This is a genomic window from Mycobacterium sp. PDNC021, from assembly GCF_048282635.1.
GTDB classification, from domain to species: Bacteria; Actinomycetota; Actinomycetes; order Mycobacteriales; family Mycobacteriaceae; genus Mycobacterium; species Mycobacterium llatzerense.
The window spans coordinates 4234847-4255835 of the sequence record NZ_CP182502.1 but is presented as its reverse complement, the minus strand read 5'-3'; the positions used below and the strand labels follow the sequence as shown (position 1 = coordinate 4255835).

Genomic DNA, 20989 nt, shown 5'->3' with positions numbered 1-20989 from the left:
TGCATGAGCCAGATGGAGCACGATGATGTCCATGGTTGTTCGGCAGGACAGTCAGGCCGCTGACGGCGAAGACGATGATGATGCGGACCGGTTGGTTTCGGGCCGGCAGGCGTTCGAGGAGTTGAAGGCCGCGGGCGGTTTCGATGAGGTACTGGCCAAGATCGACGCCGGTGAGCTGCAGTTGACCGGCGAGGGTGGCTTTCTGCAGGAGATGGTCAAAGCGGTCCTCGAGCGAGGCCTGCAGACCGAGCTGTCCAGCCATCTGGGCTATGACAAGGGAGATCCCGTCGGTCGGGTGTTACCCAACTCCCGCAACGGTTTTAGCGCCAAGACAGTGGCCAGTGAGGTTGGTGATGTGACGCTGGCGATCCCGCGTGATCGCGACGGCAGCTTCATCCCGATGCTGGTCCCCAAAGGGTCGCGGCGCGTGGGCGGACTGGATTCGATGATCATCAGTCTCTACGCCGGCGGCATGACCATCCGCGATATCGAACATCACCTAGCCACCACGATCGGGACCGAGATCTCGCGGGAAACGATCAGCAAGATCACCGATTCGGTGCTCGAGGAGGTCCTCGAATGGCAACACCGACCGCTAGACCCGATGTATCCGATCGTCTATCTGGACGCCTTGGTGATCAAAATCCGCGACGGCAACCAGGTCCGCAATAAAGCTGCTCACATCGCCGTTGGCATCGATATCGACGGTATCCGCCATGTCCTGGGGATTTGGGTTCAGCCCACCGAGGGGGCGAAGTTTTGGGCCGGTGTATGCGCTGAACTGGCCAATCGTGGCGTCAAGGATGTGCTCATCGCCTGTGTGGACGGGTTGACCGGTTTCGGTGACGCGATCGCCGCGACGTGGCCGCAGACCATTGTTCAAACGTGCACCGTGCATCTGATCCGGGCCTCGATGCGTTTTGTCGCCTACGGCGATCGCAAACCAGTGGCCGCCGCACTGCGTGGCATTTACACCGCACCCACCATCGATGCTGCTGAAACCGCTTTGCACGAGTTCGCCGGCTCAGCGTGGGGGCAGAAGTATCCCACCGCAGTTCGGGCCTGGGAATCGGCCTGGGAACGGTTCACCCCGTTTCTGGCGTTCCCACCCGCGGTCCGCAAAATCATCTACACCACCAACGCGATCGAATCGCTGAACTACCAACTCCGCAAGATCATCAAGAACCGTGGGCATTTCCCCAACGATCAAGCGGCAGTGAAGCTTTTGTGGCTGGCGATCTGCAACATCGAGGACAAACGGGCCCGAGAACGCGTCCGTCAGCGCGAGCGACTGGCACCTCGCGACAACAAACGGACAGACCGCCTCGTCGAAGGCGCCATCGTCGTCGGCTGGAAACACGCACTGGCCGCCCTCGTCCTTAACTACCCAGACCGACTAGAGCCCTACATCTACTAAATGACCGCCACTCATACACAAAAATCTTGACAAGCTCATGGTGAGCACGTCGCGGTGATCACCTGGTTCTTTGAGAAGGTGCCGCTGTGGGTGGATCCGGCCACCCTGTGGCAATGCCAGGCCGATCTGGTGGCCGCGGCCCGGGTCAAGACGCCCGAGGACCTACGCAAAGCCGCTGCTGATCTGTTGTATCGGCTGGATCAGGACGGGCCTGAACCCGACGATGACGAACCCGACCCCAAACGCAGTTTCACCATGGGTAAGCAGCGGCCCGACGGCCGCACCGACGTCACCGCCCAACTCGATCCGGAAGGCCGGGCCTACTGGGAAGCGCTGTTCGAGAAATACGCCGCCCCCGGCATGTGCAACCCGGCCGACCCGGAGCCCTGCCTGTCGGGTACCCCCACCCAAGAACAGATCGATGCGGACACCCGCACCCTGGCGCAACGCCAATACGACGCCTTCAAGATGGTCGGCCGGATGATGCTCGCCTCCGGAACATCCGGCGCGCACAACGGGTTCCCGGTCACCGTGGTCGCCACCACCACCGTGACCGACTTGGAGAAGCGCGCCGGGGTCGCGCACACCCACACCGGCACGAAACTGCCGGTTGAAGATTTGGTGCGGATGGCCGGCCAAGGCTCGGACAACTATCTCGTCGTGTTCGACGACCACACCGAACAACCGCTGTACCTGGGCCGAGCACGTCGCACCGCCACCGTCGCCCAACGCCTCGCCCTGTTCGCCGCCCACCGGGGCTGCACTCGGCCCAACTGCACCGCCCCCGCCTCCCGCAGCCAGGCTCATCACCTCACGCCGTGGAAGCACGGCGGAGCCACCGACATCACCAACCTCACCCTGGCCTGCGGCCGCGACAACCGCCTCGCCGACACCGGCGGCTGGACCACCACCATGGGCCCCCACGGCCGCACCCACTGGACCCCACCACCACTACTGGACGTCGGCCAACCACGAACGAATCAGTACCACCATCCGACGTTGTATCCGACCGAGGATGAGGATAGCGATAGTGAAAGCGGCAGTCCCACAAGCTGACCCGGCGCCAACGGCGCCCGGTGGCGCGGCAAGTCGGCGCGCTGCGGATGCCACGCGTCCAGCCGACTGTGTCGCCATGCCCGCGTACCGTTGGCCGATGCCCGATTTTCTGGCCATGACACGCGACGGCTACGACCGCAGTGCCGCGAAGTACGTCGCGCGCTTCCAGCACCACCTCGATGACAGACCGGTGGACCGCGCCATGATCGGCGCGTTCGCCGAACTGATACCGCGAGGCCCCGTGCTCGACGTCGGGTGCGGCACCGGGGTGGCAACCGCCGCACTCGCCGCCGCCGGCTTGGACGTGACCGGAATCGATCTGTCTCCCAACATGATCGCGCAGGCGCGGCAGCACAACCCGGGCCTGCCGTTTCGGGTCGGGTCGATGCTCGACCTCGATGCGGACGACGGCAGCGTCGTCGGGCTCTGCGCCTGGTACTCGATCATCCATGTGCCCGACACGCATCTGCCGCGCGTCTTCGCCGAATTCCACCGGGTGCTGGCGCCCGGCGGCGTGGTGCTGCTGGCATTTCAGGTCGGCGACGAACCGCGGGTGCTGACGGACTTCGACGGTGAGCCGGTGAACTTGACGTTCATCCGTCGTCAATCGACAGTCGTCGCGGATCTCTTGTCGAACAGCGGGTTCCGCGTCTATGCCGAACTGGTCCGGCAACCGGACGACGGACTCGAATCCACCGCGCAGGCGTATCTCATTGCGCGTCGAGCAGTTTGACCAGCCGCTTCGTCGCGACCAGCCGGAATGACGCGTCCAGCAGCTCGCGGACCTCGTTCCAGTCGACTTTCGCCGCGGTGAAATCCAGCCCGAGCCAACCAGACGGTCCCATGTAGGCGGGGTAGTAGAAGCGCGAATCCTGTTCCAGCGCTGCGCGGTCGGACTCGTCGACCTTGATCAACAGGGAGTATGGGTAGGCGACCATCTCGCCGGTTGCCTTCGAATTGCCGCCGTACATCGCGAACATCTTGGGTGCACAGAACACCGGCCGACCCCAGGACACCTTCTCGAAGGCTTCGGGGAAGCTCAGCGCCACCGCTCGCAGCTCCGCCAGGCCGGGGTCGTCATCGTCGAACATGATCGGATGCGGCACATTGCCACGGTAACCCTTGATCTGCCCGCGCAGTGGCATGAGGACGACCAACCTTCAAATTGACTGTGCATCAGGTTGGCGATTCCTGTGCGATCGGTAATTGTCGCGCGTTATACATTCCGGATGACAGCTGGAAGTTTTGTTGGTCGGGTCGGGGGACTGGCGGTCGCACTGGGGATCGGTACCGCGCTCGCGGGGTGGGGTGACTGCCCCGCCTGGGCCGACACCGCCGCAGGGGCAGGCACGACATCCCAGTCAAGCCAGTCGGCAGGTGCATCGTCGGACACGCCGGCGAAGAAGCAACGGAAGCCGGCCAAGTCGAAGTCGAAGCCCACCAACAAGGACCAGGCCGCCAAGCCGGACAAGAAGGTTCAGCAGCCCACTGCCGCCGACAAGCCGACCGCCGCCGACAAGCCCGAAGCGGCCGAGCGGGCTAAGCCCACGGTACGGGTGCGCCCACCGCGCGTCGTCGTTCCCATCAAGCCAGCCGAGCACGTGACGGCCGCCGAGCCGGCCAAGACTGCCGCGGCGCCGACAGTCACCGCTGCCGTCGCGTCGCGGGCCACGAGCGAACAGCCCGCCGTCAAGGTGGCCGCGGTATCCACCGCTCCCATCGCCAAACTCACCAAGGCCCTGCGGTCGCTACAGGCGCCGGTGTCACCGCTCAGTGCGACGTCGGTGCTGGTGGCCCTGGCCGCGGTACGCGACGAGCTGGAACGCAAGACCGTCAAACCCGCCAGTGCCGTTGCACCGCAGTCGGTTTCGACGCTCGCCGACACCACGCCCAACGTCCTGGTGATCGGCGTCGACGGCACCAACCTCAGCCGCGTGCTGGCCGACCCGGCCAACGCCAACTTCTTCCAGCTGATGCAGGGCGGCACCACGGCGCCGGCCAGCATCGTCGGGCACACCACCATCAGCAATCCGTCCTGGACCGCCATCCTGACCGGCGCCTGGGGTGAGAAGACCGGCGTCATCAACAACATCTTCAATCCGGCGGTCTACAAGAAGTGGCCCACGGTGTTCAACCAACTCGAGACGTTCAACCCCGGTATCCAGACCACCGCGATCGCGAACTGGGACGTCATCTCGGCCATCGCTGTGTCGGGTTCGGTCGGTGCCGACCACGTCGTCAACATCTCCCACATCGCGGGCGACGCCAACTGGTCACTCACCGACGACGCCGTCGGCGATGCGACCGAGGCGGCGATCGGTGCCGCCGACCCGAACAAGCCGAACTTCGTGTTCAGCTACTTCGTCGGGGTCGACGAGAACGGGCACAACTACGGCGGAGCCTCCGCGGCCTACGCCGACGCGGTGCGAAATGTCGACCGCAACATCGGCGAGATCATGCAGTCGGTCAACGACTGGGAAGCGGCCACCGGGGAGCAGTGGACCGTCATCGTCGTCACCGACCACGGCCACCAGGACAGCAAGGGCCTCGGCCACGGCTTCCAATCACCCAATGAGACATCGACTTTCGTCATCGCCAACAACCCGGACCTGTTCACCGCCGGCGGCGTCAACCTGAAGTACCAGATCGTCGACGTCACGCCGACAGTCGTGACACTGTTCGGCGGCAACCCCGCCCCCAAGTCCGACGGTGTCTCGATCACCAACCTGGGCGGCAGCACCGTGAAGCCGATCGATGACGATGCGGCGCTGCGTGCCACGGTGCTGGATGTGATCGGCAAGTACGGGTACCCGAACATCGGTACCGATCTGACGCTCGGCGTGCGGACCGTCGCCGCGTCGGTGCCCTACTTCCTCAACCAGGCATTCGATCAGGTGACGGCGCAATTGGAGTCGATCGCGGCGCAGCACATCTTCGTCATCAGCCCGCTGGCGCAGGTGATGACCGTGCCCGTGCAGCTGGTCGGCAGCTTGGGATACGCGGCGACGAACGTCGTCGCGCAGATCGTCGCCAGGCTCACCGGGGTCACCGGGGCCAGCCTCGTGCCGATCTTCATGCCGCCATTGCCGCCGCTGGTCGGTACCGAGGATCCGCAGCCGCTGAGTCCGGTGGCCGCCTGCACCGTCCTCGTGGCGTGCGGGACGTCGTCGGGGATCATCGCGGCCTGACGTCATACCCCTTCGCTAGCCTTACCGGGTGAGCTCACCCGATCCCGACGTGCGCCGGCAATGGCAGGAACTGGCCGAAGAGGTTCGCGGTCACCAGTTCCGCTACTACGTCAAGGACGCGCCGATCGTCTCCGACGGTGAGTTCGACAAGCTGCTGGGGCAGTTGCAGCAGCTCGAGGACACGTACCCCGAACTGCGGACGCCGGATTCGCCGACGCAGCTGGTCGGCGGCGCCGGATTCGCCACCGAGTTCGGCGAGGCACAGCATCTGGAGCGGATGCTGTCGCTGGACAACGCGTTCAACACCGACGAGCTGACGGCATGGGCGGCGCGGCTCACCAACGAACTGGGCAGCGACCTCGAATATCTCTGCGAGCTCAAGGTCGACGGGGTCGCGCTGGCCCTGGTGTACCGCGACGGCAAGCTGGTTCGCGGCGCCACCCGCGGCGACGGCCGCGCCGGTGAGGACGTGACGCTCAACGCCCGCACCATCACCGACGTCCCCGAGCAGCTGACCGGCACCGACGAATTCCCGGTGCCCGCCGTGCTGGAGGTGCGTGGCGAGGTGTACTTCCGGGTCGAGGATTTTGCGGCGCTCAACGCCAGCCTCGTCGAGGAAGGCAAGGCGCCGTTCGCCAATCCGCGCAACAGCGCCGCCGGGTCGTTGCGGCAGAAGAATCCGGCCGTCACCGCACGCCGCCGGCTGCACATGATCTGCCACGGGCTGGGCTACACCGAAGGTTTCGAGCCGGCGTCGCTGCACGACGCGTATCGCGCGCTGCAGGCCTGGGGTCTGCCGGTGTCCGACCACACCACCCGGGTTACGGGCATCGCCGCGGTGGCCGATCGCGTCGCCTACTGGGGCGAGCACCGCCATGACGTCGACCACGAAATCGACGGTCTGGTGGTCAAATTGGACGACCGGACGCTGCAGCGGCGCCTCGGCGCCACCAGCCGGGCGCCGCGCTGGGCCATCGCCTACAAGTACCCACCCGAGGAAGTCACCACCAAGCTGCTCGACATCCGGGTCAGCGTCGGACGCACCGGTCGGGTCACGCCGTTCGCCTACATGGAGCCCGTCACCGTCGCGGGGTCGACGGTCGGCCTGGCGACGCTGCACAACGCCACCGAGGTGAAGCGCAAGGGCGTGCTCATCGGCGACACCGTCGTGATCCGCAAGGCCGGCGACGTCATCCCCGAGGTGCTCGGCCCCGTCGTCGATCTGCGTGACGGCACCGAACGTGAATTCGTCATGCCTGCAACGTGTCCCGAGTGCGGTAGCACCCTGGCGCCGTCGAAGGAGGGCGACGCCGACATCCGCTGCCCCAACACGCGGTCCTGCCCGGCGCAGCTGCGCGAGCGGGTGTTCCACGTCGCCGGCCGCGGTGCCTTCGACATCGAGGGCCTCGGCTACGAGGCGGCCACCGCGCTGCTGGCCGCCGACGTGATCACCGATGAAGGCGACGTCTTCGACCTCACCGCGGAACAGCTGTTGCGCACCAGCCTGTTCACCACTCAGAAGAACGAGCTGTCCGCCAACGGCGCCCGGCTCCTGGCCAACCTCGGCAACGCCAAGCAGCAGCCGCTGTGGCGGGTGCTGGTGGCGCTGTCCATCCGGCACGTCGGCCCGACGGCGGCGCGGGCATTGGCCGCGGAATTCGGTGATCTGCAAGCGATTACCGAAGCGTCGGAGGAGCAGCTGGCGGCGGTCGAGGGCGTCGGCCCGACCATCGCCGCCGCGGTGATCGACTGGTTCACCGTCGACTGGCACCGCGCCATCGTCGACAAGTGGCGGGCAGCGGGCGTGCGGATGGCCGACGAGCGCGACGCCGGTATCGAGCGGAACCTCGAGGGTCTGTCGATCGTGGTGACCGGTTCGTTGAGCGGTTTCTCCCGCGACGAGGCCAAGGAGGCGATCCTGGTCCGCGGCGGCAAGGCGGCCGGCTCGGTGTCGAAGAAGACCGCCTATGTGGTGGCCGGTGACGCACCAGGTTCCAAGTACGACAAGGCCGTTGAGCTCGGGGTGCCCATCCTCGACGAGGACGGCTTCCGGCGCCTGTTGGAGGTCGGTCCGGAAACTGAGGCATCCCCCGAGGGGGAAGCCTCGGGGGACGCGTAGCGGGCTCGTACTTGGCCCTACTGATCGGTGGGGTTGAGGTGGCGGAAGGTAAGTCCCGCGATGGTGGCGCCGGCGATCTGCGCGATCAGATAGATCCACAGCGTGGGCCAGGCGAACAGGCCCATCGCCGCGGCCCCGAGGACGACGGCCGGGTTGAAGGCCGCGCCCGAGATACTCCCGACGGCGGCCGCGCCGGCGACCACGGTGAAGCCGATCGCCAACCCGTAGAAGCCGTTGTTCGGGTGGCTGCGGCTCGTCGCGACGTTGAGCACGACGTAGCACAGGGCGAAGGTGAAGATCAGCTCCACCAGGAACGCGGCGACGATGGCGTGGCCCGACAGTGTCAGGGCGGCGGTCTTGGCGGCTTGGGCGGGATCGACGACGGCCCACACGGTGAGTGCGGCAACGAGGCCCGCGCCGAGCTGCGCAATCCAGTAGCCGACGGCGTCGCGCAGCTCGATTCGGCGGCGTAGCAGAACGGCCAGCGTGACGGCCGGATTGTAATGGCCGCCGGAGATGTGCCCGCCGGCGTAGATCATCACCATCAGTGCGGCGCCGATGGCCAGGGGCGCCAACGGACTTCCGCTGTACACCGCCGCGCCGACGGTGAACACCAGCATGAAGGTGCCGATCGCCTCGGTGATGTATTTCGCTGTGGGGCTGGGGGATTCGTCTGTTCGCGGCTGACGCACCGGGACGGGTAGGTGGTCGGAGGCGGGGCTGTCGGAGACGGGGATGTCGAGCGTTGGTGCGGCGAGGGTTGTCATGGCATCAAGCGTCGCGCCGGGCCGGCCCGATGTCATTCCTGCGGGCGTCCGTCGTCCCTACCGGCTAGCTGGAAGATCAGCGGTACCCGCGGCGCATGTCGTCGACGATCAGCGGATGCTCCAACGTCGACGGCGGCAGGTGCTGCGGCGCGGTGTCGGGTGCGAAGACGGTGGCGGCGTCGAGCACCTGCTGATTCAGAAACCGAAGCGGCGGAGCGTCTTTCGGCAGCACCGGTATCGGTGGCACCGGGCCGCGGCGGGCCAGGGTGAAGCCCCAGTCGCCGAACGTCGGCACCTCCACGTGGTACGGCCGCACGGCCAGCCCCGCGGAGGCGATGGTGGATACCGTGCGCCAGAACGCGATCGGCGTGGAGTAGGGGCTGCCGGACTGCACCACCAGCAATCCCTGCGGTGCCAGCGCCCGGGCGATCAGGCTGTAGAACTCCGTGGAGTACAGCCGGCCGAGCACCGGGTTGTCGGGGTCGGGTAGGTCGACGATGACCGCGTCGAAGCCGCCCGGCGGCACCACATCCGGATGTGGGACCCGCAGCCAGGTCATGGCGTCGTCGAGAATCAGCTGGAGCCGCGGATCGTCGAGTGCGCCGGCGTTGGCGTCGCGCAGCTTGGTCCGCGCCACCGCCACCACCGCCGGATCCAGCTCGACCTGAACGATCCGGTCGATACCTTTCTGGCGCAACAATTCCCGCGCCGCCAGGCCGTCACCACCGCCGATCACCAGCACCGAGCGCGCGCCCGCACCCAGCGCCGGGTACACCAGTGACTCGGTGTACCGATACTCGTCGCGCGTCGAGAACTGTAGTCCGCCATCGAGATACAGCCGGGTGTCGTCGCCTCGGCGGGTCACCACGATCTCCTGATAGGCCGAATGCTGATAGGCCACAATCGGGTCGGCGTAAAGCCGCTGCCGGGACGTGGTCTCGATGCCGTCGGCGGACGCCATCAGAGTGGCCAGCACCCCGAACGCGAGCACGAGGGCGCCCAGTGCACCGATGAATTCCCGCCGGGTCAGGATGCGGCGCAGCAGGAACACCGAAACCACCGCTGCGGCAGCCAGGTTGATCATCCCCGTGGCAGCCGCGCCGCGAATCATGCCCAGGTACGGCAGGACCAGGAACGGCCACGCCAGGCCGCCCAGCAGCGCACCCAGATAGTCGGCGGCATTGAGGTTGGCCAGCACCCGCCCGGCGTCGGTGGCCCCGGCCACCCGTCCCCGTTGCAGCAGCGTCATCAGCAGCGGCACTTCCGCGCCGACCAGTCCGCCGATCAGCGCCGTCGCGACACCCAGCACCCAGTCGGAGTCACCGAGGTAGGCGAACGTCACGTACAGCACCGTCGCAGACAGGCCGCCCACGACACCCAGCGCCGTCTCCACCGCGATGAAGCTGATGGCCGCACGTCCCAGCAGTGCTTTGGCCAGCAGCCCGCCGACGCCAAGGGCCGCCACGTAGCCCGCGACGATCAGCGACGTCGACACCACGCCGCCACCGTTGAGGCTCGTCGAAAGGGTCAGCAGCGCAAGCTCATAGACGATGCCGCACGCGGCGCACGCCGCCACTGCCGCCAAAAGCAGTGCGCGCCAACGGGTTCCGATGACCGGCTCGGGGGCCGTCGGGGCCGCCCCGATGGCCTCTGTCACCATCAGGTGAGGGCGGCGGCGTTGATACCGCCGACGGCGAGCAGGACCACGGCCACCGCGACCGCGGCGGGGTGGAAGTCCTCGGCGTGGATGTCATTGCGGAAGTGGCCGGGCGCCAACAACTCCACGGCTACCAGGGCCAGACCCTGCAGGGCGACGCCGATCAGCCCGTAGATCAACGTGTCGATCAGGCCCTGCCCGAGACGGTCGGAGCTCGAATGGATGGCGGTGATGATGATGGCTGCCAGTGAGACGTCCATGGCGGCGGTGACGGCCACCGCATTGGGCCGCCGCTCGACGAAGACCTGGCGGCGCAGATTGCCGGGCGTCAGCACGTCGACCATGACGAAGCCGGCGGCCAGCACCAGCACGCCGACCACGAAGTACAGCACTGAGCTGACCACGTTCTGGATGAGTGCGTCGGTATGGACGGTGCCGAAGTCGATGGCGGCCAGGTTCATCGGAGTCTCCTCGGAATTGGTTTGGTCATTTGACGCCGCCCGGCCCGCCCGAGCTGCCGCCGGAACTGTGCGACGGCGATCCCGGGCTGAAACCTGGACCCAGAAAGACGTAGCTGCCGTGGTTGTAGCCGGAGTTGAGGCTCTCCATCCGGATGGAGCAGGACTGTCCCGAGCCCGCACCGACGATCACGATGGAGTCGTTGTAGCGCAGGTAGTAGTTGCCGCGATCTGTCCCTCGCGCCTGCGGCGGGTGCGCCCGGGCAAGGTCGTCGGCGACGGCGCTCGGCGACCCGTTGCACCGGTAGGTGTTGTAGCCGACGTTCTGATAGTGGTCTTTGACGTAGGAGTTGATGGTGCGCGCGGTGCTGATCCCGATCGCCAGACAGATCACCGACGCGACGGCGAGCACCCCGGCGAGGATCAGCATCTTGCCCCGGGTCATGGCAGCTATGAACCCGCGGGCGGAGCGGGGTACACCGTGAGCTCACCGGGCGACATGATCTTGCCGGTCGACACCTCCCACGGAGAATTCGGCGACCACTGCTCAAAACTGAGCAGGGCGGCACGGCCGGCGCTGGCGTAGTCGACGTAGTTCATCTGGCCTTGTGCGGGCAGGCCGGTGGTGCCCTCGGAGGTGTAGTGCGCGTCGCCGGTCTCGACCTCGTCGTACTGCATGCCCTCGATGGTCAGCGGGCCGATGGGCTGCAGAGCCAGGTCGGGTCGCTTGGTCCAGAACGCGAGTTCCAGCCGTCCCTCGTCCTCTTCGACGCTGAACCAGATCGGTTCTCCCTGACCGCCTTCCAGCAGATGCTCCCACCAGATGAACGGGCCTTCGCGATAGGTCACCGAGCCGCGCACCACGTAGTCGACGCCGCCGTAGCTGACGATCGCGCCGGGCCCCAACTGTTTCGGCCCGAACACCGGCATCTCGCCGGACTTCAGCGGGTCCTGGCGGGCGCCGGAGGTGCCCGGCTTCTTCGCCCGGGTGAAAGCGAGCACCACGACGATGATCGCCGCGATCAGTAGCAGCACGCCGATGACGATCAGAAATGTGCTCACGCAGGCCTCCAGCGAGATGTGGCGAGAACGCTAGCAGTTGACGCCGCGACGCAACGGCGTTCGCGCACCACCAGATTGGCTGGGAATTCGCTGGTAACGCCTAGCGCACGATGGTCGCGACGATGCCCGCGAGGTATCCGAGCCGCGCGACCTCCGATGGACGGAAGGCCGGGCCGCCCGGGCGGCCGAGCATGATCGCGGTGTACGGGTCACCCAGCGGCGCCGCGGCCAGAGTGGTGTCGATGTCCCGCCAGAACTGCGGCACCCAGTCGCCGGTGGCGTCGAGGGCGGCGGCGTGTTCCAGCGGCAACCACGGTGCCGAGTCGGCGAGCGTCTCGGGCGCACCCGGGCTGCCGGCGATGCGGCGAGGTTCGGCGCCGCCGGTCACCACGACGCACCAGCCGACCCGGAGCACGCGCGGTGCCTCGTCGGCCAGCACCCGGAGGCGGGCGGCCTTGCCCTTGGCGGCGGCCACGTGGTCGATCAGTTCCAGTTCGCGATGGGCCTCGAGCAGCCCGGTGTGGGGCCGGATGCTGTCCACGTACACGCCCTTGAGGGCCTCTGCCGCGGTGATCAGGGTGTCGGGCATGGACCCGAGCGGCAGCTCGACCACCAGGTCGTCGACGGCGTAGCCCGGGCCGCGTTCGACGACGTCGAGCGACAGGATGTCGGCGCCCACCGTGCCGAGAGCCACCGCCAGCGAGCCGAGGCTACCGGGGCGGTCTTCGAGCTGGACCCGCATCAGATAGGAGGACACGCCACAACTGTGGCACAGCGTCGTGGCGACGGCAGGACGTGCGGGTGCGGTGCGTGTCACGGCTCGGGACGATTTGCCGCACTCCTCAACGCGGCTCGTGCCTCGCCGCTTGATCGTCGTCCGGCCCCCACTAGGGTGTTCAGACGTGTCGAAGATTTCCCGGGACGATGTCGCCCATCTGGCGAATCTGGCCCGGCTCGCCCTGACTGACGGTGAGCTGGACAGTTTCGCAGGCCAGCTCGATGCCATCCTGGCGCACGTCGGCAAGATTCAGGCCGTCGACGTCACGGGTATCGAGGCGACCGGCAATCCCCTCAAAGAGGTCAACATCACCCGGCCCGACGTCGAGGCAGCGAGCCTCTCGCAGGACCAGGCGCTGGCGGAGGCCCCGCGGGCCGAAGATGGCCGGTTCGCCGTGCCGCGCATTTTGGGAGAAGCAGAGTGAGCGACCTGATCCGATTTGACGCGGCCACGCTCGGTGAGAAGATCGCCGCCGGCGACGTGTCGGCCACCGAGGTCACCCGGGCTCACCTGGCCCAGATCGCCGCCACCGACGAGACCTACCACGCCTTCCTGCACGTGGGTGCCGAGGAAGCGCTGGCCGCGGCCGCCGCGGTCGACAAGCAGGTGGCTGCGGGCGAGCCGCTGGCGTCGCCACTCGCCGGAGTTCCGTTGGCGCTCAAGGACGTTTTCACCACCACCGACGCGCCGACCACGGCCGGCTCGAAGATTCTGGAGGGCTGGCGGTCGCCGTACGACGCGACCGTCACCGCCAGACTGCGCGCGGCCGGTATCCCGATCCTGGGCAAGACCAACATGGACGAATTCGCCATGGGGTCGTCCACCGAGAATTCTGCCTATGGCCCGACCCGCAACCCCTGGGACGTCAACCGCGTGCCGGGCGGTTCCGGCGGCGGTAGTGCCGCGGCGCTGGCGGCTTTCCAGGCGCCGCTGGCGATCGGCACCGACACCGGTGGCTCGATCCGTCAGCCGGCCGCGCTGACGTCGACCGTCGGCGTCAAGCCCACGTACGGCACGGTCTCGCGGTACGGCCTGATCGCCTGTGCATCGTCGCTGGACCAGGGCGGACCGTGTGCCCGCACGGTGCTCGACACCGCGCTGCTGCACCAGGTGATCGCGGGCCACGACCCGCGCGATTCCACCTCGGTCGACGCTCCCGTGCCCGATGTGGTCGGGGCAGCCAGGGCCGGTGCCGCCGGTGACCTGAAGGGTGTCCGGATCGGTGTGGTCAAGCAGCTGCACACGGGCGAGGGCTACCAGCCCGGCGTGCTGTCGTCGTTCAACACCGCGGTGGATCAGCTGACCGACCTCGGCGCCGAGATCACCGAGGTCGACTGCCCGCACTTCGACTACTCGCTGGCGGCCTACTACCTGATCCTGCCGTCCGAGGTGTCCTCGAACCTCGCGCGCTTCGACGCGATGCGCTACGGCCTGCGGGTCGGCGACGACGGTACCCACAGCGCCGAAGAGGTGATGGCGCTGACCCGCGCCGCCGGCTTCGGTCCGGAAGTCAAGCGCCGCATCATGATCGGCACCTACGCCCTGTCCTCGGGCTACTACGACGCCTACTACAACCAGGCTCAGCGGGTGCGCACCCTGATTGCCCGTGATCTGGACCAGGCGTACGAGAAGGTCGACGTATTGGTCACCCCGACCACCCCGACCACCGCGTTCGGGCTGGGGGAGAAGGTCGACGATCCGCTGGCGATGTACCTGTTCGACCTGTGCACGTTGCCGCTGAACCTGGCCGGGCACTGCGGCATGTCGGTGCCGTCGGGCCTGTCGCCGGACGACAACCTGCCGGTGGGTCTGCAGATCATGGCGCCGGCCCTGGCCGACGACCGGCTGTACCGCGTCGGTGCGGCCTACGAGGCCGCCCGCGGCGCACTGCCGACCGCCGTATAGCCACGAGCGTGCACGCAGCTCGCCGGATCTGCGGATCCGGCGAGCTGACTGCACATTCGACGCGAACCAAAACCCGCGAGCGGGCAGTATGGGGGCATGCGGATAGGCGTGCTGACCGGTGGTGGTGACTGTCCTGGCTTGAACGCGGTGATCCGGGCGGTGGTCCGTACCTGTGATGTCCGGTACGGCTCGACGGTCGTCGGGTTCCGGGACGGCTGGCGTGGACTGCTCGAGAATCGTCGCGAGCAGCTCAAGAATGACGATCGCAACGACCGGCTGCTGGCCAAGGGCGGCACCATCCTGGGCACCGCGCGCGTCAACCCCGACAAGTTGCGGGCCGGCTTGGATCAGATCAAGCAGACGCTCGAGGACAACGGCATCGATGTGCTGATCCCGATCGGCGGCGAGGGCACCTTGACGGCCGCGCACTGGCTGGCCGAGGAGAACGTCCCCGTCGTGGGTGTGCCCAAGACCATCGACAACGACATCGATTGCACCGACGTCACTTTCGGCCACGACACCGCGTTGATGATCGCCACCGAGGCCATCGACCGGCTGCACAGCACGGCCGAGTCGCATCAGCGGGTGATGCTGGTCGAGGTGATGGGCCGGCACGCGGGCTGGATCGCGCTGGGCGCGGGAATGGCGTCCGGTGCCCACATGACGCTGATCCCCGAGCAGCCGTTCGATATCGAAGAGGTGTGCCGGCTGGTGAAACAGCGCTTCGTGCGCGGTGATTCGCACTTCATCTGCGTGGTCGCCGAAGGGGCGCGGCCCGCGGAGGGCTCAATGCTGTTGCGCGACGGCGGAATTGACGAGTTCGGGCACGTGAAGTTCACGGGTGTCGCGCAGCAGCTGGCCATCGAGATCGAGAAGCGGATCCGGAAGGAAGTACGGACCACCGTGCTGGGCCACGTGCAGCGCGGCGGTACCCCGACGGCCCACGATCGGGTGCTGGCCACCCGGTTCGGCGTCAACGCCGCCGACGCCGCGCACTCGGGTGAGTACGGGATGATGGTGTCGTTGCGGGGCCAGGAGATCGGCCGGGTGCCGCTCGCGGATGCGGTGCGTCAGCTCAAGCTGGTGCCGCAGACCCGGTACGACGACGCCGCCGAATTCTTCGGCTAGCGGTAGGCCGCCGGTAGCGGCATGCCGAGTGCGGACTCCACCGCGCGGAGCCGGGCCGGGTAGTCGGTGATGATGCCGTCGGCGCCGGCGGCGATCTGCGCGCGCATGGTGTCGGCGTCGTTGATCGTCCACGGAATCACCTTGAGGCCGAGGGCATGTGCGCGGTCGATGAATGCCCGGTCGGCGACCAGTGCGAACCCCGGGTCCTTCGGTGTCAGCCCGTAGGGGACCGAGTAGCCGGGGGACAGGATGTTCGCCCCGACCGACGCCGCCCCGGCGATCGGGTCACCGACCACCGCCGGATTCACGTCTGCCGTCCACGCCGAGTTCGGCACCCAGGTTGTCTCATCCCACAGCGCCACCAGCGGGATGCCGGCTTCCTGCTGGCGGACCAGAGGCAGCGTGCGCCAGTCGAAACTCTGGATCTCGACCTTGTCGACCTTGCCCGCGGCCCGGGCGGTGCCGAGGATGACGTCGACGAATTGTTGTGGTGCCGCGGATGTTTCGGGCTTGTCGGCTTCGATCTTGGTCTCGATGTTGTACCGCACGCCGGCGTGATGAGCGTCGGCGAGCGCGAAGACCTCGTCGAGCGTGGCGATCTTGTTTCCGGTCACCACTTCGGCGGCCGGGAATCCGCTGAGCAGTTTGCCGCAGTTCAGGGTGCGGAGCTGGGCTCGGGTGAGGTCGTGCACGAGCTTGCCGACGTACGGGTATTGCGGGTCATCGGGGACGGCGGGGCCGGTGTCGGTGCATTTGTCGGGCTGGATGGTCGGGTCGTGCCACACCATGGGCGCACCGTCCGCGGAAAGGACGATGTCGAGCTCCAACGTGGTGACACCGAGCTCGATGGCCTTGGTGAACGCGCGCAGCGATTCCTCTGTGGTCTCGCCCCGTCCGCCGCGGTGTGCCTGCAGGTCGAAAGTGTCGGGAGCGGCCGTGGCGATGGGCACCGCAGTCAGGGCGAAGGTGGTCAGCAGGGCGCCGATGCGTGCGAGCATCCGCGGAGGTTAACCGGGCCGAGGAAATGGCCGGTGAACGAGGGTCACACCGCGGCGAGCTTGTGCACCTGCGCGTTGAACAACGAGACCAGCGGCTGGTCGCAGGTCTGCGGCTGGTCGGTGGTCGTCATGAGGCAGATGGCGGTGACCGACACTCCGCGATACTGCCCGAGCACCTTGACGCTCAAGAACGGTGTCACCAGGCCGATGCGGTCGGAAACGGTCTCGCGGACGGTCACCGCCCAGGCGGGCAGGCGTCGGTTGTGGTCGGCGTGGCAGCGTTCTGCTTGGGTCCGTCGAGCGTGGCCGTCGGCCAATCGGGAAAGTCGTGCCGCCCGACCGCCATCGAAGTCTCGAGGTTGGTGATACCAGGGTCCAGGACCCGACGGATTGCGACGACACCACCGGTGATCACGATGGCCGCCGCCACTATCGCGCCGACCACGAGCGCGGCGAACTTCCGATTCGTCGGCGGTGGGGGCAGCGGTTGACCGGTGCTCATGAGGCCGACACTACGATCAAGGGCATGGCTGACGCAGACCTTCTCGACTACGACGACGTCCTCGCGACGTACGAGCCCGTCATGGGCATGGAAGTCCATGTCGAACTGTCCACCGAGACCAAGATGTTCTGTGGCTGTGCGAACCGGTTCGGTGCCGAGCCGAACACGCTGGTGTGCCCGGTGTGCCTGGGCCTGCCCGGGGCGCTGCCGGTGGTCAACGAGTCCGCGGTCGAGTCCGCGATCCGGATCGGGTTGGCACTGAACTGTGACATCACACCATGGGGCCGGTTCGCCCGGAAGAACTACTTCTACCCGGATCAGCCGAAGAACTACCAGATCAGCCAATACGACGAGCCCATCGCCGTGAACGGCTACCTCGACGTTCCGCTGGAGGACGGCAGCATCTGGCGCGTCGATATCGAGCGCGCCCATATGGAGGAGGACACCGGCAAGCTGACCCACCTGGGCAGCGACACCGGCCGGATCTCCGGCGCCACCACCTCGCTGGCCGACTTCAACCGGGCCGGTGTGCCGCTGGTGGAGATCGTCAGCAAGCCCATCGAGGGCGCCGGTGAACGTGCTCCGGAGATCGCCCGTGCCTACGTGACGGCGCTGCGGGATCTGTTGCGCGGCTTGGGCGTTTCCGACGTGCGCATGGACCAGGGTTCGATGCGCTGTGACTCCAACGTCTCGCTCAAGCTCAAGGGTGCCGCGGAGTTCGGCACCCGCACCGAGACCAAGAACGTCAACTCGCTCAAGAGCGTCGAGGTGGCGGTCCGCTACGAGATGCGCCGGCAGGCTGCTGTGCTGCAGGCCGGCGGCACCATCACGCAGGAGACCCGGCACTTCCACGAGGACGGCCACACCACGTCCGGCCGGAGCAAGGAAACCGCCGAGGACTACCGCTACTTCCCGGAGCCGGACCTGGAGCCGATCGCCCCGTCGGATGAGTTGGTGGAGCGGCTGCGCGGCACCATCCCCGAGCTTCCGTGGTTGGTGCGCAAGCGGATTCAGGACGACTGGGGCATTTCCGACGAGGTGATGCGTGACCTCGTCAACGCCGGCGCGATCGAACTGGTGGCGGCGACCGTCGAGCACGGCGCGTCCAGCGAGGCGGCTCGTGCCTGGTGGGGCAACTTCCTGACGCAGAAGGCCAACGAGAGTGAACTGACCCTCGACGAGCTGGCCATCACCCCGGCCCAGGTCGCCGCGGTGGTCAAGCTGGTCGACGACGGCAAGCTGTCCAACAAGCTGGCCCGGCAGGTCGTCGAGGGCGTACTGGCCGGTGAGGGCGAGCCCGAGCAGGTCATGAACGACCGCGGACTTGTTGTGGTGCGCGACGATTCGCTCATCCAGGCCGCGATCGACGAGGCACTGGCCGCCCAGCCCGACATCGCCGACAAGATCCGCGGCGGCAAGGTCCAGGCCGCCGGCGCGATCGTCGGCGCGGTGATGAAGGCGACCAAGGGTCAGGCTGACGCGGCGCGCGTGCGCGAACTCGTCATCGCGGCCTGCAGTTAGTGCAGCACCTGCCGCTGCGGCGCGGGCGCCGTCGTCGGACGCAGTGACGACACGCCCGCGACGCAGTAGCCCGCGATCACGAAACACACCGCGGCGCAGGGCAGATTGCCGGTCGGCGTACCGGCATCGGTGACGCCGTCGATGGCACCGGCGAAGTCCGGCAGTGCGGCCAGCCAGAGCACCGTGAAGGTGAGCAGGTACAGCACCCCGAACACCCGGACGTACTGACTGGGGTGCTGTGTCCCGACGCGGCGCGTGATCCGCCAGTCCTGCACCAGGATCGGGATCGCCACGAAGGTGAACACCGCGACCTCGACGCCGAGCACCGCGTACTGCATTGCGCTGTGCCGCGCGGAGAGCAACGTCGGCAGGCTGAGCAGCCCCATGATGACCGGTGCCAGCACGCTGATGACCGGTATGCGCCAGGCCAGTGACAGCCGGGCCGGCGGTGCGCCCGCCTCCACGCGGCGCCCGATCAGCACGTGCACCAGGAACGCGATCGCCGCGGGCCCGACCACCGCCAGGCTGACCCAACTGCTCACCGGCACGCAGCCGAGCGTCGGGTGGTTCAGCGGGTTCGCGGTGTTCCAGACCCACCAGCGCAGCTGCGGCCCGAGATGGTCGAAGATGCCGTAGACGCAGCCGTGCACGAATCCGACGCAGATGGCGCCGACGAGCGCGCCGCGTCGTTCGAACACGCCGGTGGCGCGGACGATGTCATAGGCCAGCGTGATGGTCGCCGGGTACAGCGCCACGATGTACAGCGGCAGCCGTCCGTCGACGAAGTCGACGCTGAACACGTTGTGCACCAACATGACCCCGAGCCGGGTGCCGGCGAACAGGTCCGGTGGGTGTCGGGGTAGTTCGGTCACCAGGGCGTAGGCCACCGATGCGAGCCAGATGGCGATCCCGGTGGGGTCGCGGCGGACCCGCCGCAGCGCGTAGGCCAGCGCCAGCCCCGCACCGATCAGCATCAGCAGCTCGACGACGGGCATGCTCCAGTGGGTGAGGGTCAGGGGGTTCCGCAGCTTGACCCAGGAATCGTCGTCGCAGGAGAAGCCCAGGTAGCCGGCCAGCCGAGCGAAGTCGGCCGGGCACGCGCGCATCATCGAGCGACCCTCATGTCGGGCGTCAATTACGTCTTGTCGTCGGTGCTACGGGGGAATCCGCCCTGCGGGAACAGCGGGAACACGACGTCGTCGAATTTCTCCACGTCGCCGGCCGTCTTGTTCACCGTGGCGCCCCAGATGTTGCCGTCGGGGGAGAGCTTCAGCGCGAAGACGTGTCCGTGGGTGTCTGTGCGGAGAGCCTCGGGGTCACCGGTGACCGCGCCGGTTTCCTTGGCCAGCCGGACCGCCACCGTCTTCTTGGTGTTGACCAGATTGACCATGACGGTGTTGTCGACCGCCACGCAGCCGGCGACACCGGGACGATCGGGCCAGCTCCACACCGTGGACACCTTGGAGTCCTTGGTGATCCGCTGCAGCCGGTCGCCGGTGGGGGTGCGGTCGGTGACGTACAACGAGCCGCTGGCCCCGTCGATGCACAGCCCGCCGCCGGAGCCCATGCCCGACAGCGCGGTGGTCGGCGGCGCCTGTCCCACGGTTGTCGGCTGCTCGATGCGCAACAGCTTGCCCGCCAGCGAAGCCGGATCGGCCGCGGCGGCGGGGTTGCCGGCGTCTCCGGTGAGCACCACGAGGGTGGTCGGACTGCTGAAGATCAGCGCCCCGGTGTTGCCCGTGGGGCCCTTGGGGATCCCGGTCAGGATCGGCTTGGGGATGTCGCCGTCGGCGATCCGGACCACCCGGTTGTCGGTGGGCGTGGTGATGTACGCGTACATCAGCCGGTCCTGTTGGTAGCTCGGCGAAAGCACGATGTCCATGAGGCCGCCGTCGCCGGATGCGTCGACCGGGATCACCATCTTGACCTTGGGTTCCGCGTTCGTGGCGATGTTCTTGACCGCGCCGGTGACGCGTTCGGCGACGATTGCCGACTTGCTGTCGCCGCCCATGATCAGGCCGCTGGTGCTCTCCAGGCAGCCCTGCATCACCGCCGGTGCCGGGCACGCCTTCGGGAACGGGTTCGGCGGCAACGGCGGCGGAGGCGGCGGGGTCGAGCTCGGCGCCCCACCGAGCTCGGGCTCGATGGTGAACGGCTCAGATGCGGCCGAATCGAAACGGGCACAGCCCTGCAGTGCCAGCAAAGCGATGGCGCACAACGCCAGAACCCGTCGAGCGGGTGCAGCACCAACACGCTCAGGCCGGCGTTCGGGCCTCGTCAGCGCAGTCCGCGTCGACCGCCGCAATGTCATGCCCGCCAGGTTACGGACTGTTCGACGGTGCTCGCCACGTCGGGGCCGCGCGCCGGGCCGGGCAAATCCGGTGAACAACCGGGTCAAACCACCGTTTAAATCCACGGTCAGCAGCGCAATTG

General features: G+C 67.5%; 21 protein-coding genes. 9 read left to right on the top strand and 12 right to left on the bottom strand.

Features of this window, described 5'->3' with window-relative positions; genetic code table 11:
* Positions 1–31: 31 nt before the first annotated feature.
* The 3 genes from ACNO8X_RS20330 to ACNO8X_RS20320 all read left to right on the top strand — a co-directional run bounded on the left by ACNO8X_RS20330 (position 32) and on the right by ACNO8X_RS20320 (position 3206).
* The gene (locus tag ACNO8X_RS20330) at positions 32–1417 is read left to right on the top strand and encodes an IS256 family transposase (RefSeq protein ID WP_418002018.1); all 1386 of its coding nucleotides are present in this window, start codon (positions 32–34) and stop codon (positions 1415–1417) included.
* A 54-nt stretch (positions 1418–1471) separates the two neighbouring features.
* Complete coding sequence (locus ACNO8X_RS20325; RefSeq protein WP_418002452.1) at positions 1472–2473, top strand: DUF222 domain-containing protein; 1002 nt, start codon at positions 1472–1474, stop codon at positions 2471–2473.
* 97 nt (positions 2474–2570) lie between these two features.
* Positions 2571–3206, top strand: coding sequence for a class I SAM-dependent methyltransferase (locus ACNO8X_RS20320; RefSeq protein ID WP_418002451.1), 636 nt, complete (start codon positions 2571–2573; stop codon positions 3204–3206).
* Here the strand turns inward: ACNO8X_RS20320 and ACNO8X_RS20315 are convergent.
* The gene (locus ACNO8X_RS20315) at positions 3184–3579 is read right to left on the bottom strand and encodes an MmcQ/YjbR family DNA-binding protein (RefSeq protein WP_418005975.1); all 396 of its coding nucleotides are present in this window, start codon (positions 3577–3579) and stop codon (positions 3184–3186) included. The genes ACNO8X_RS20320 and ACNO8X_RS20315 overlap by 23 nt on opposite strands.
* A gap of 123 nt (positions 3580–3702) precedes the next feature.
* On the opposite strand from ACNO8X_RS20315, the gene ACNO8X_RS20310 reads away from it, so the two are divergent.
* Both ACNO8X_RS20310 and ligA read left to right on the top strand, forming a co-directional pair.
* On the top strand, positions 3703–5661 hold the full coding sequence (locus tag ACNO8X_RS20310) for an alkaline phosphatase family protein (RefSeq protein ID WP_418002450.1): 1959 nt from the start codon (positions 3703–3705) through the stop codon (positions 5659–5661).
* 28 nt (positions 5662–5689) lie between these two features.
* Positions 5690–7780, top strand: a complete 2091-nt coding sequence (gene ligA, locus ACNO8X_RS20305; RefSeq protein ID WP_418002449.1) for an NAD-dependent DNA ligase LigA — start codon at positions 5690–5692, stop codon at positions 7778–7780.
* A gap of 17 nt (positions 7781–7797) precedes the next feature.
* Here ligA and ACNO8X_RS20300 read toward each other — a convergent pair whose 3' ends face one another.
* The 6 genes from ACNO8X_RS20300 to ACNO8X_RS20275 all read right to left on the bottom strand — a co-directional run bounded on the left by ACNO8X_RS20300 (position 7798) and on the right by ACNO8X_RS20275 (position 12481).
* Positions 7798–8547, bottom strand: coding sequence for an MIP/aquaporin family protein (locus tag ACNO8X_RS20300; RefSeq protein ID WP_418002448.1), 750 nt, complete (start codon positions 8545–8547; stop codon positions 7798–7800).
* A gap of 76 nt (positions 8548–8623) precedes the next feature.
* The gene (locus ACNO8X_RS20295; RefSeq protein WP_418002447.1) at positions 8624–10207 is read right to left on the bottom strand and encodes a polyamine aminopropyltransferase; all 1584 of its coding nucleotides are present in this window, start codon (positions 10205–10207) and stop codon (positions 8624–8626) included.
* The gene (locus ACNO8X_RS20290; RefSeq protein ID WP_418002446.1) at positions 10207–10665 is read right to left on the bottom strand and encodes a DUF350 domain-containing protein; all 459 of its coding nucleotides are present in this window, start codon (positions 10663–10665) and stop codon (positions 10207–10209) included. The genes ACNO8X_RS20295 and ACNO8X_RS20290 overlap by 1 nt, the downstream gene beginning before the upstream one ends.
* A gap of 25 nt (positions 10666–10690) precedes the next feature.
* Complete coding sequence (locus ACNO8X_RS20285) at positions 10691–11107, bottom strand: DUF4247 domain-containing protein (protein WP_418002445.1); 417 nt, start codon at positions 11105–11107, stop codon at positions 10691–10693.
* A 5-nt stretch (positions 11108–11112) separates the two neighbouring features.
* Positions 11113–11724, bottom strand: a complete 612-nt coding sequence (locus tag ACNO8X_RS20280) for a DUF4178 domain-containing protein (RefSeq protein WP_418002444.1) — start codon at positions 11722–11724, stop codon at positions 11113–11115.
* A 100-nt stretch (positions 11725–11824) separates the two neighbouring features.
* Positions 11825–12481, bottom strand: a complete 657-nt coding sequence (locus ACNO8X_RS20275; RefSeq protein ID WP_418002443.1) for an amino acid-binding protein — start codon at positions 12479–12481, stop codon at positions 11825–11827.
* Positions 12482–12626: 145 nt separating this feature from the next.
* On the opposite strand from ACNO8X_RS20275, the gene gatC reads away from it, so the two are divergent.
* The 3 genes from gatC to ACNO8X_RS20260 all read left to right on the top strand — a co-directional run bounded on the left by gatC (position 12627) and on the right by ACNO8X_RS20260 (position 15535).
* On the top strand, positions 12627–12926 hold the full coding sequence (gatC, locus tag ACNO8X_RS20270; RefSeq protein WP_043393243.1) for an Asp-tRNA(Asn)/Glu-tRNA(Gln) amidotransferase subunit GatC: 300 nt from the start codon (positions 12627–12629) through the stop codon (positions 12924–12926).
* A complete protein-coding gene (gene gatA / locus ACNO8X_RS20265; RefSeq protein ID WP_418002442.1) occupies positions 12923–14407 on the top strand; it encodes an Asp-tRNA(Asn)/Glu-tRNA(Gln) amidotransferase subunit GatA in 1485 nt (494 codons plus the stop codon). The genes gatC and gatA overlap by 4 nt, the downstream gene beginning before the upstream one ends.
* A 96-nt stretch (positions 14408–14503) precedes the next feature.
* A complete protein-coding gene (locus tag ACNO8X_RS20260) occupies positions 14504–15535 on the top strand; it encodes an ATP-dependent 6-phosphofructokinase (protein WP_418002441.1) in 1032 nt (343 codons plus the stop codon).
* Here the strand turns inward: ACNO8X_RS20260 and ACNO8X_RS20255 are convergent.
* From ACNO8X_RS20255 to ACNO8X_RS20245, 3 genes are read right to left on the bottom strand one after another with little or no spacing between them, the layout of a single operon-like run.
* A complete protein-coding gene (locus tag ACNO8X_RS20255) occupies positions 15532–16533 on the bottom strand; it encodes a glycerophosphodiester phosphodiesterase family protein (RefSeq protein ID WP_418002440.1) in 1002 nt (333 codons plus the stop codon). The genes ACNO8X_RS20260 and ACNO8X_RS20255 overlap by 4 nt on opposite strands.
* A gap of 44 nt (positions 16534–16577) precedes the next feature.
* The gene (locus ACNO8X_RS20250; RefSeq protein WP_418002439.1) at positions 16578–16772 is read right to left on the bottom strand and encodes a hypothetical protein; all 195 of its coding nucleotides are present in this window, start codon (positions 16770–16772) and stop codon (positions 16578–16580) included.
* Positions 16769–17035 carry a hypothetical protein gene (locus ACNO8X_RS20245; protein ID WP_418002438.1) on the bottom strand — a complete coding sequence of 89 codons (267 nt, stop codon included), beginning with the start codon at positions 17033–17035 and terminating at the stop codon, positions 16769–16771. Before ACNO8X_RS20245 ends, ACNO8X_RS20250 begins: the two co-directional genes overlap by 4 nt.
* A gap of 24 nt (positions 17036–17059) precedes the next feature.
* Between ACNO8X_RS20245 and gatB the strand changes: the two genes are divergently transcribed.
* Entirely contained in the window at positions 17060–18556 is a 1497-nt protein-coding gene (gene gatB / locus ACNO8X_RS20240; protein ID WP_418002437.1) for an Asp-tRNA(Asn)/Glu-tRNA(Gln) amidotransferase subunit GatB, read from the top strand.
* Here the strand turns inward: gatB and ACNO8X_RS20235 are convergent.
* Together ACNO8X_RS20235 and ACNO8X_RS20230 are read right to left on the bottom strand one after the other, a co-directional pair.
* Positions 18553–19665: a hypothetical protein gene (locus ACNO8X_RS20235; protein ID WP_418002436.1), complete on the bottom strand. Its 1113-nt coding sequence runs from the start codon at positions 19663–19665 to the stop codon at positions 18553–18555. The two genes, gatB and ACNO8X_RS20235, sit on opposite strands and share 4 nt — an antisense overlap.
* A 26-nt stretch (positions 19666–19691) precedes the next feature.
* A complete protein-coding gene (locus ACNO8X_RS20230; RefSeq protein ID WP_418002435.1) occupies positions 19692–20867 on the bottom strand; it encodes a PQQ-dependent sugar dehydrogenase in 1176 nt (391 codons plus the stop codon).
* Between the last annotated feature and the right edge of the window lie 122 nt (positions 20868–20989).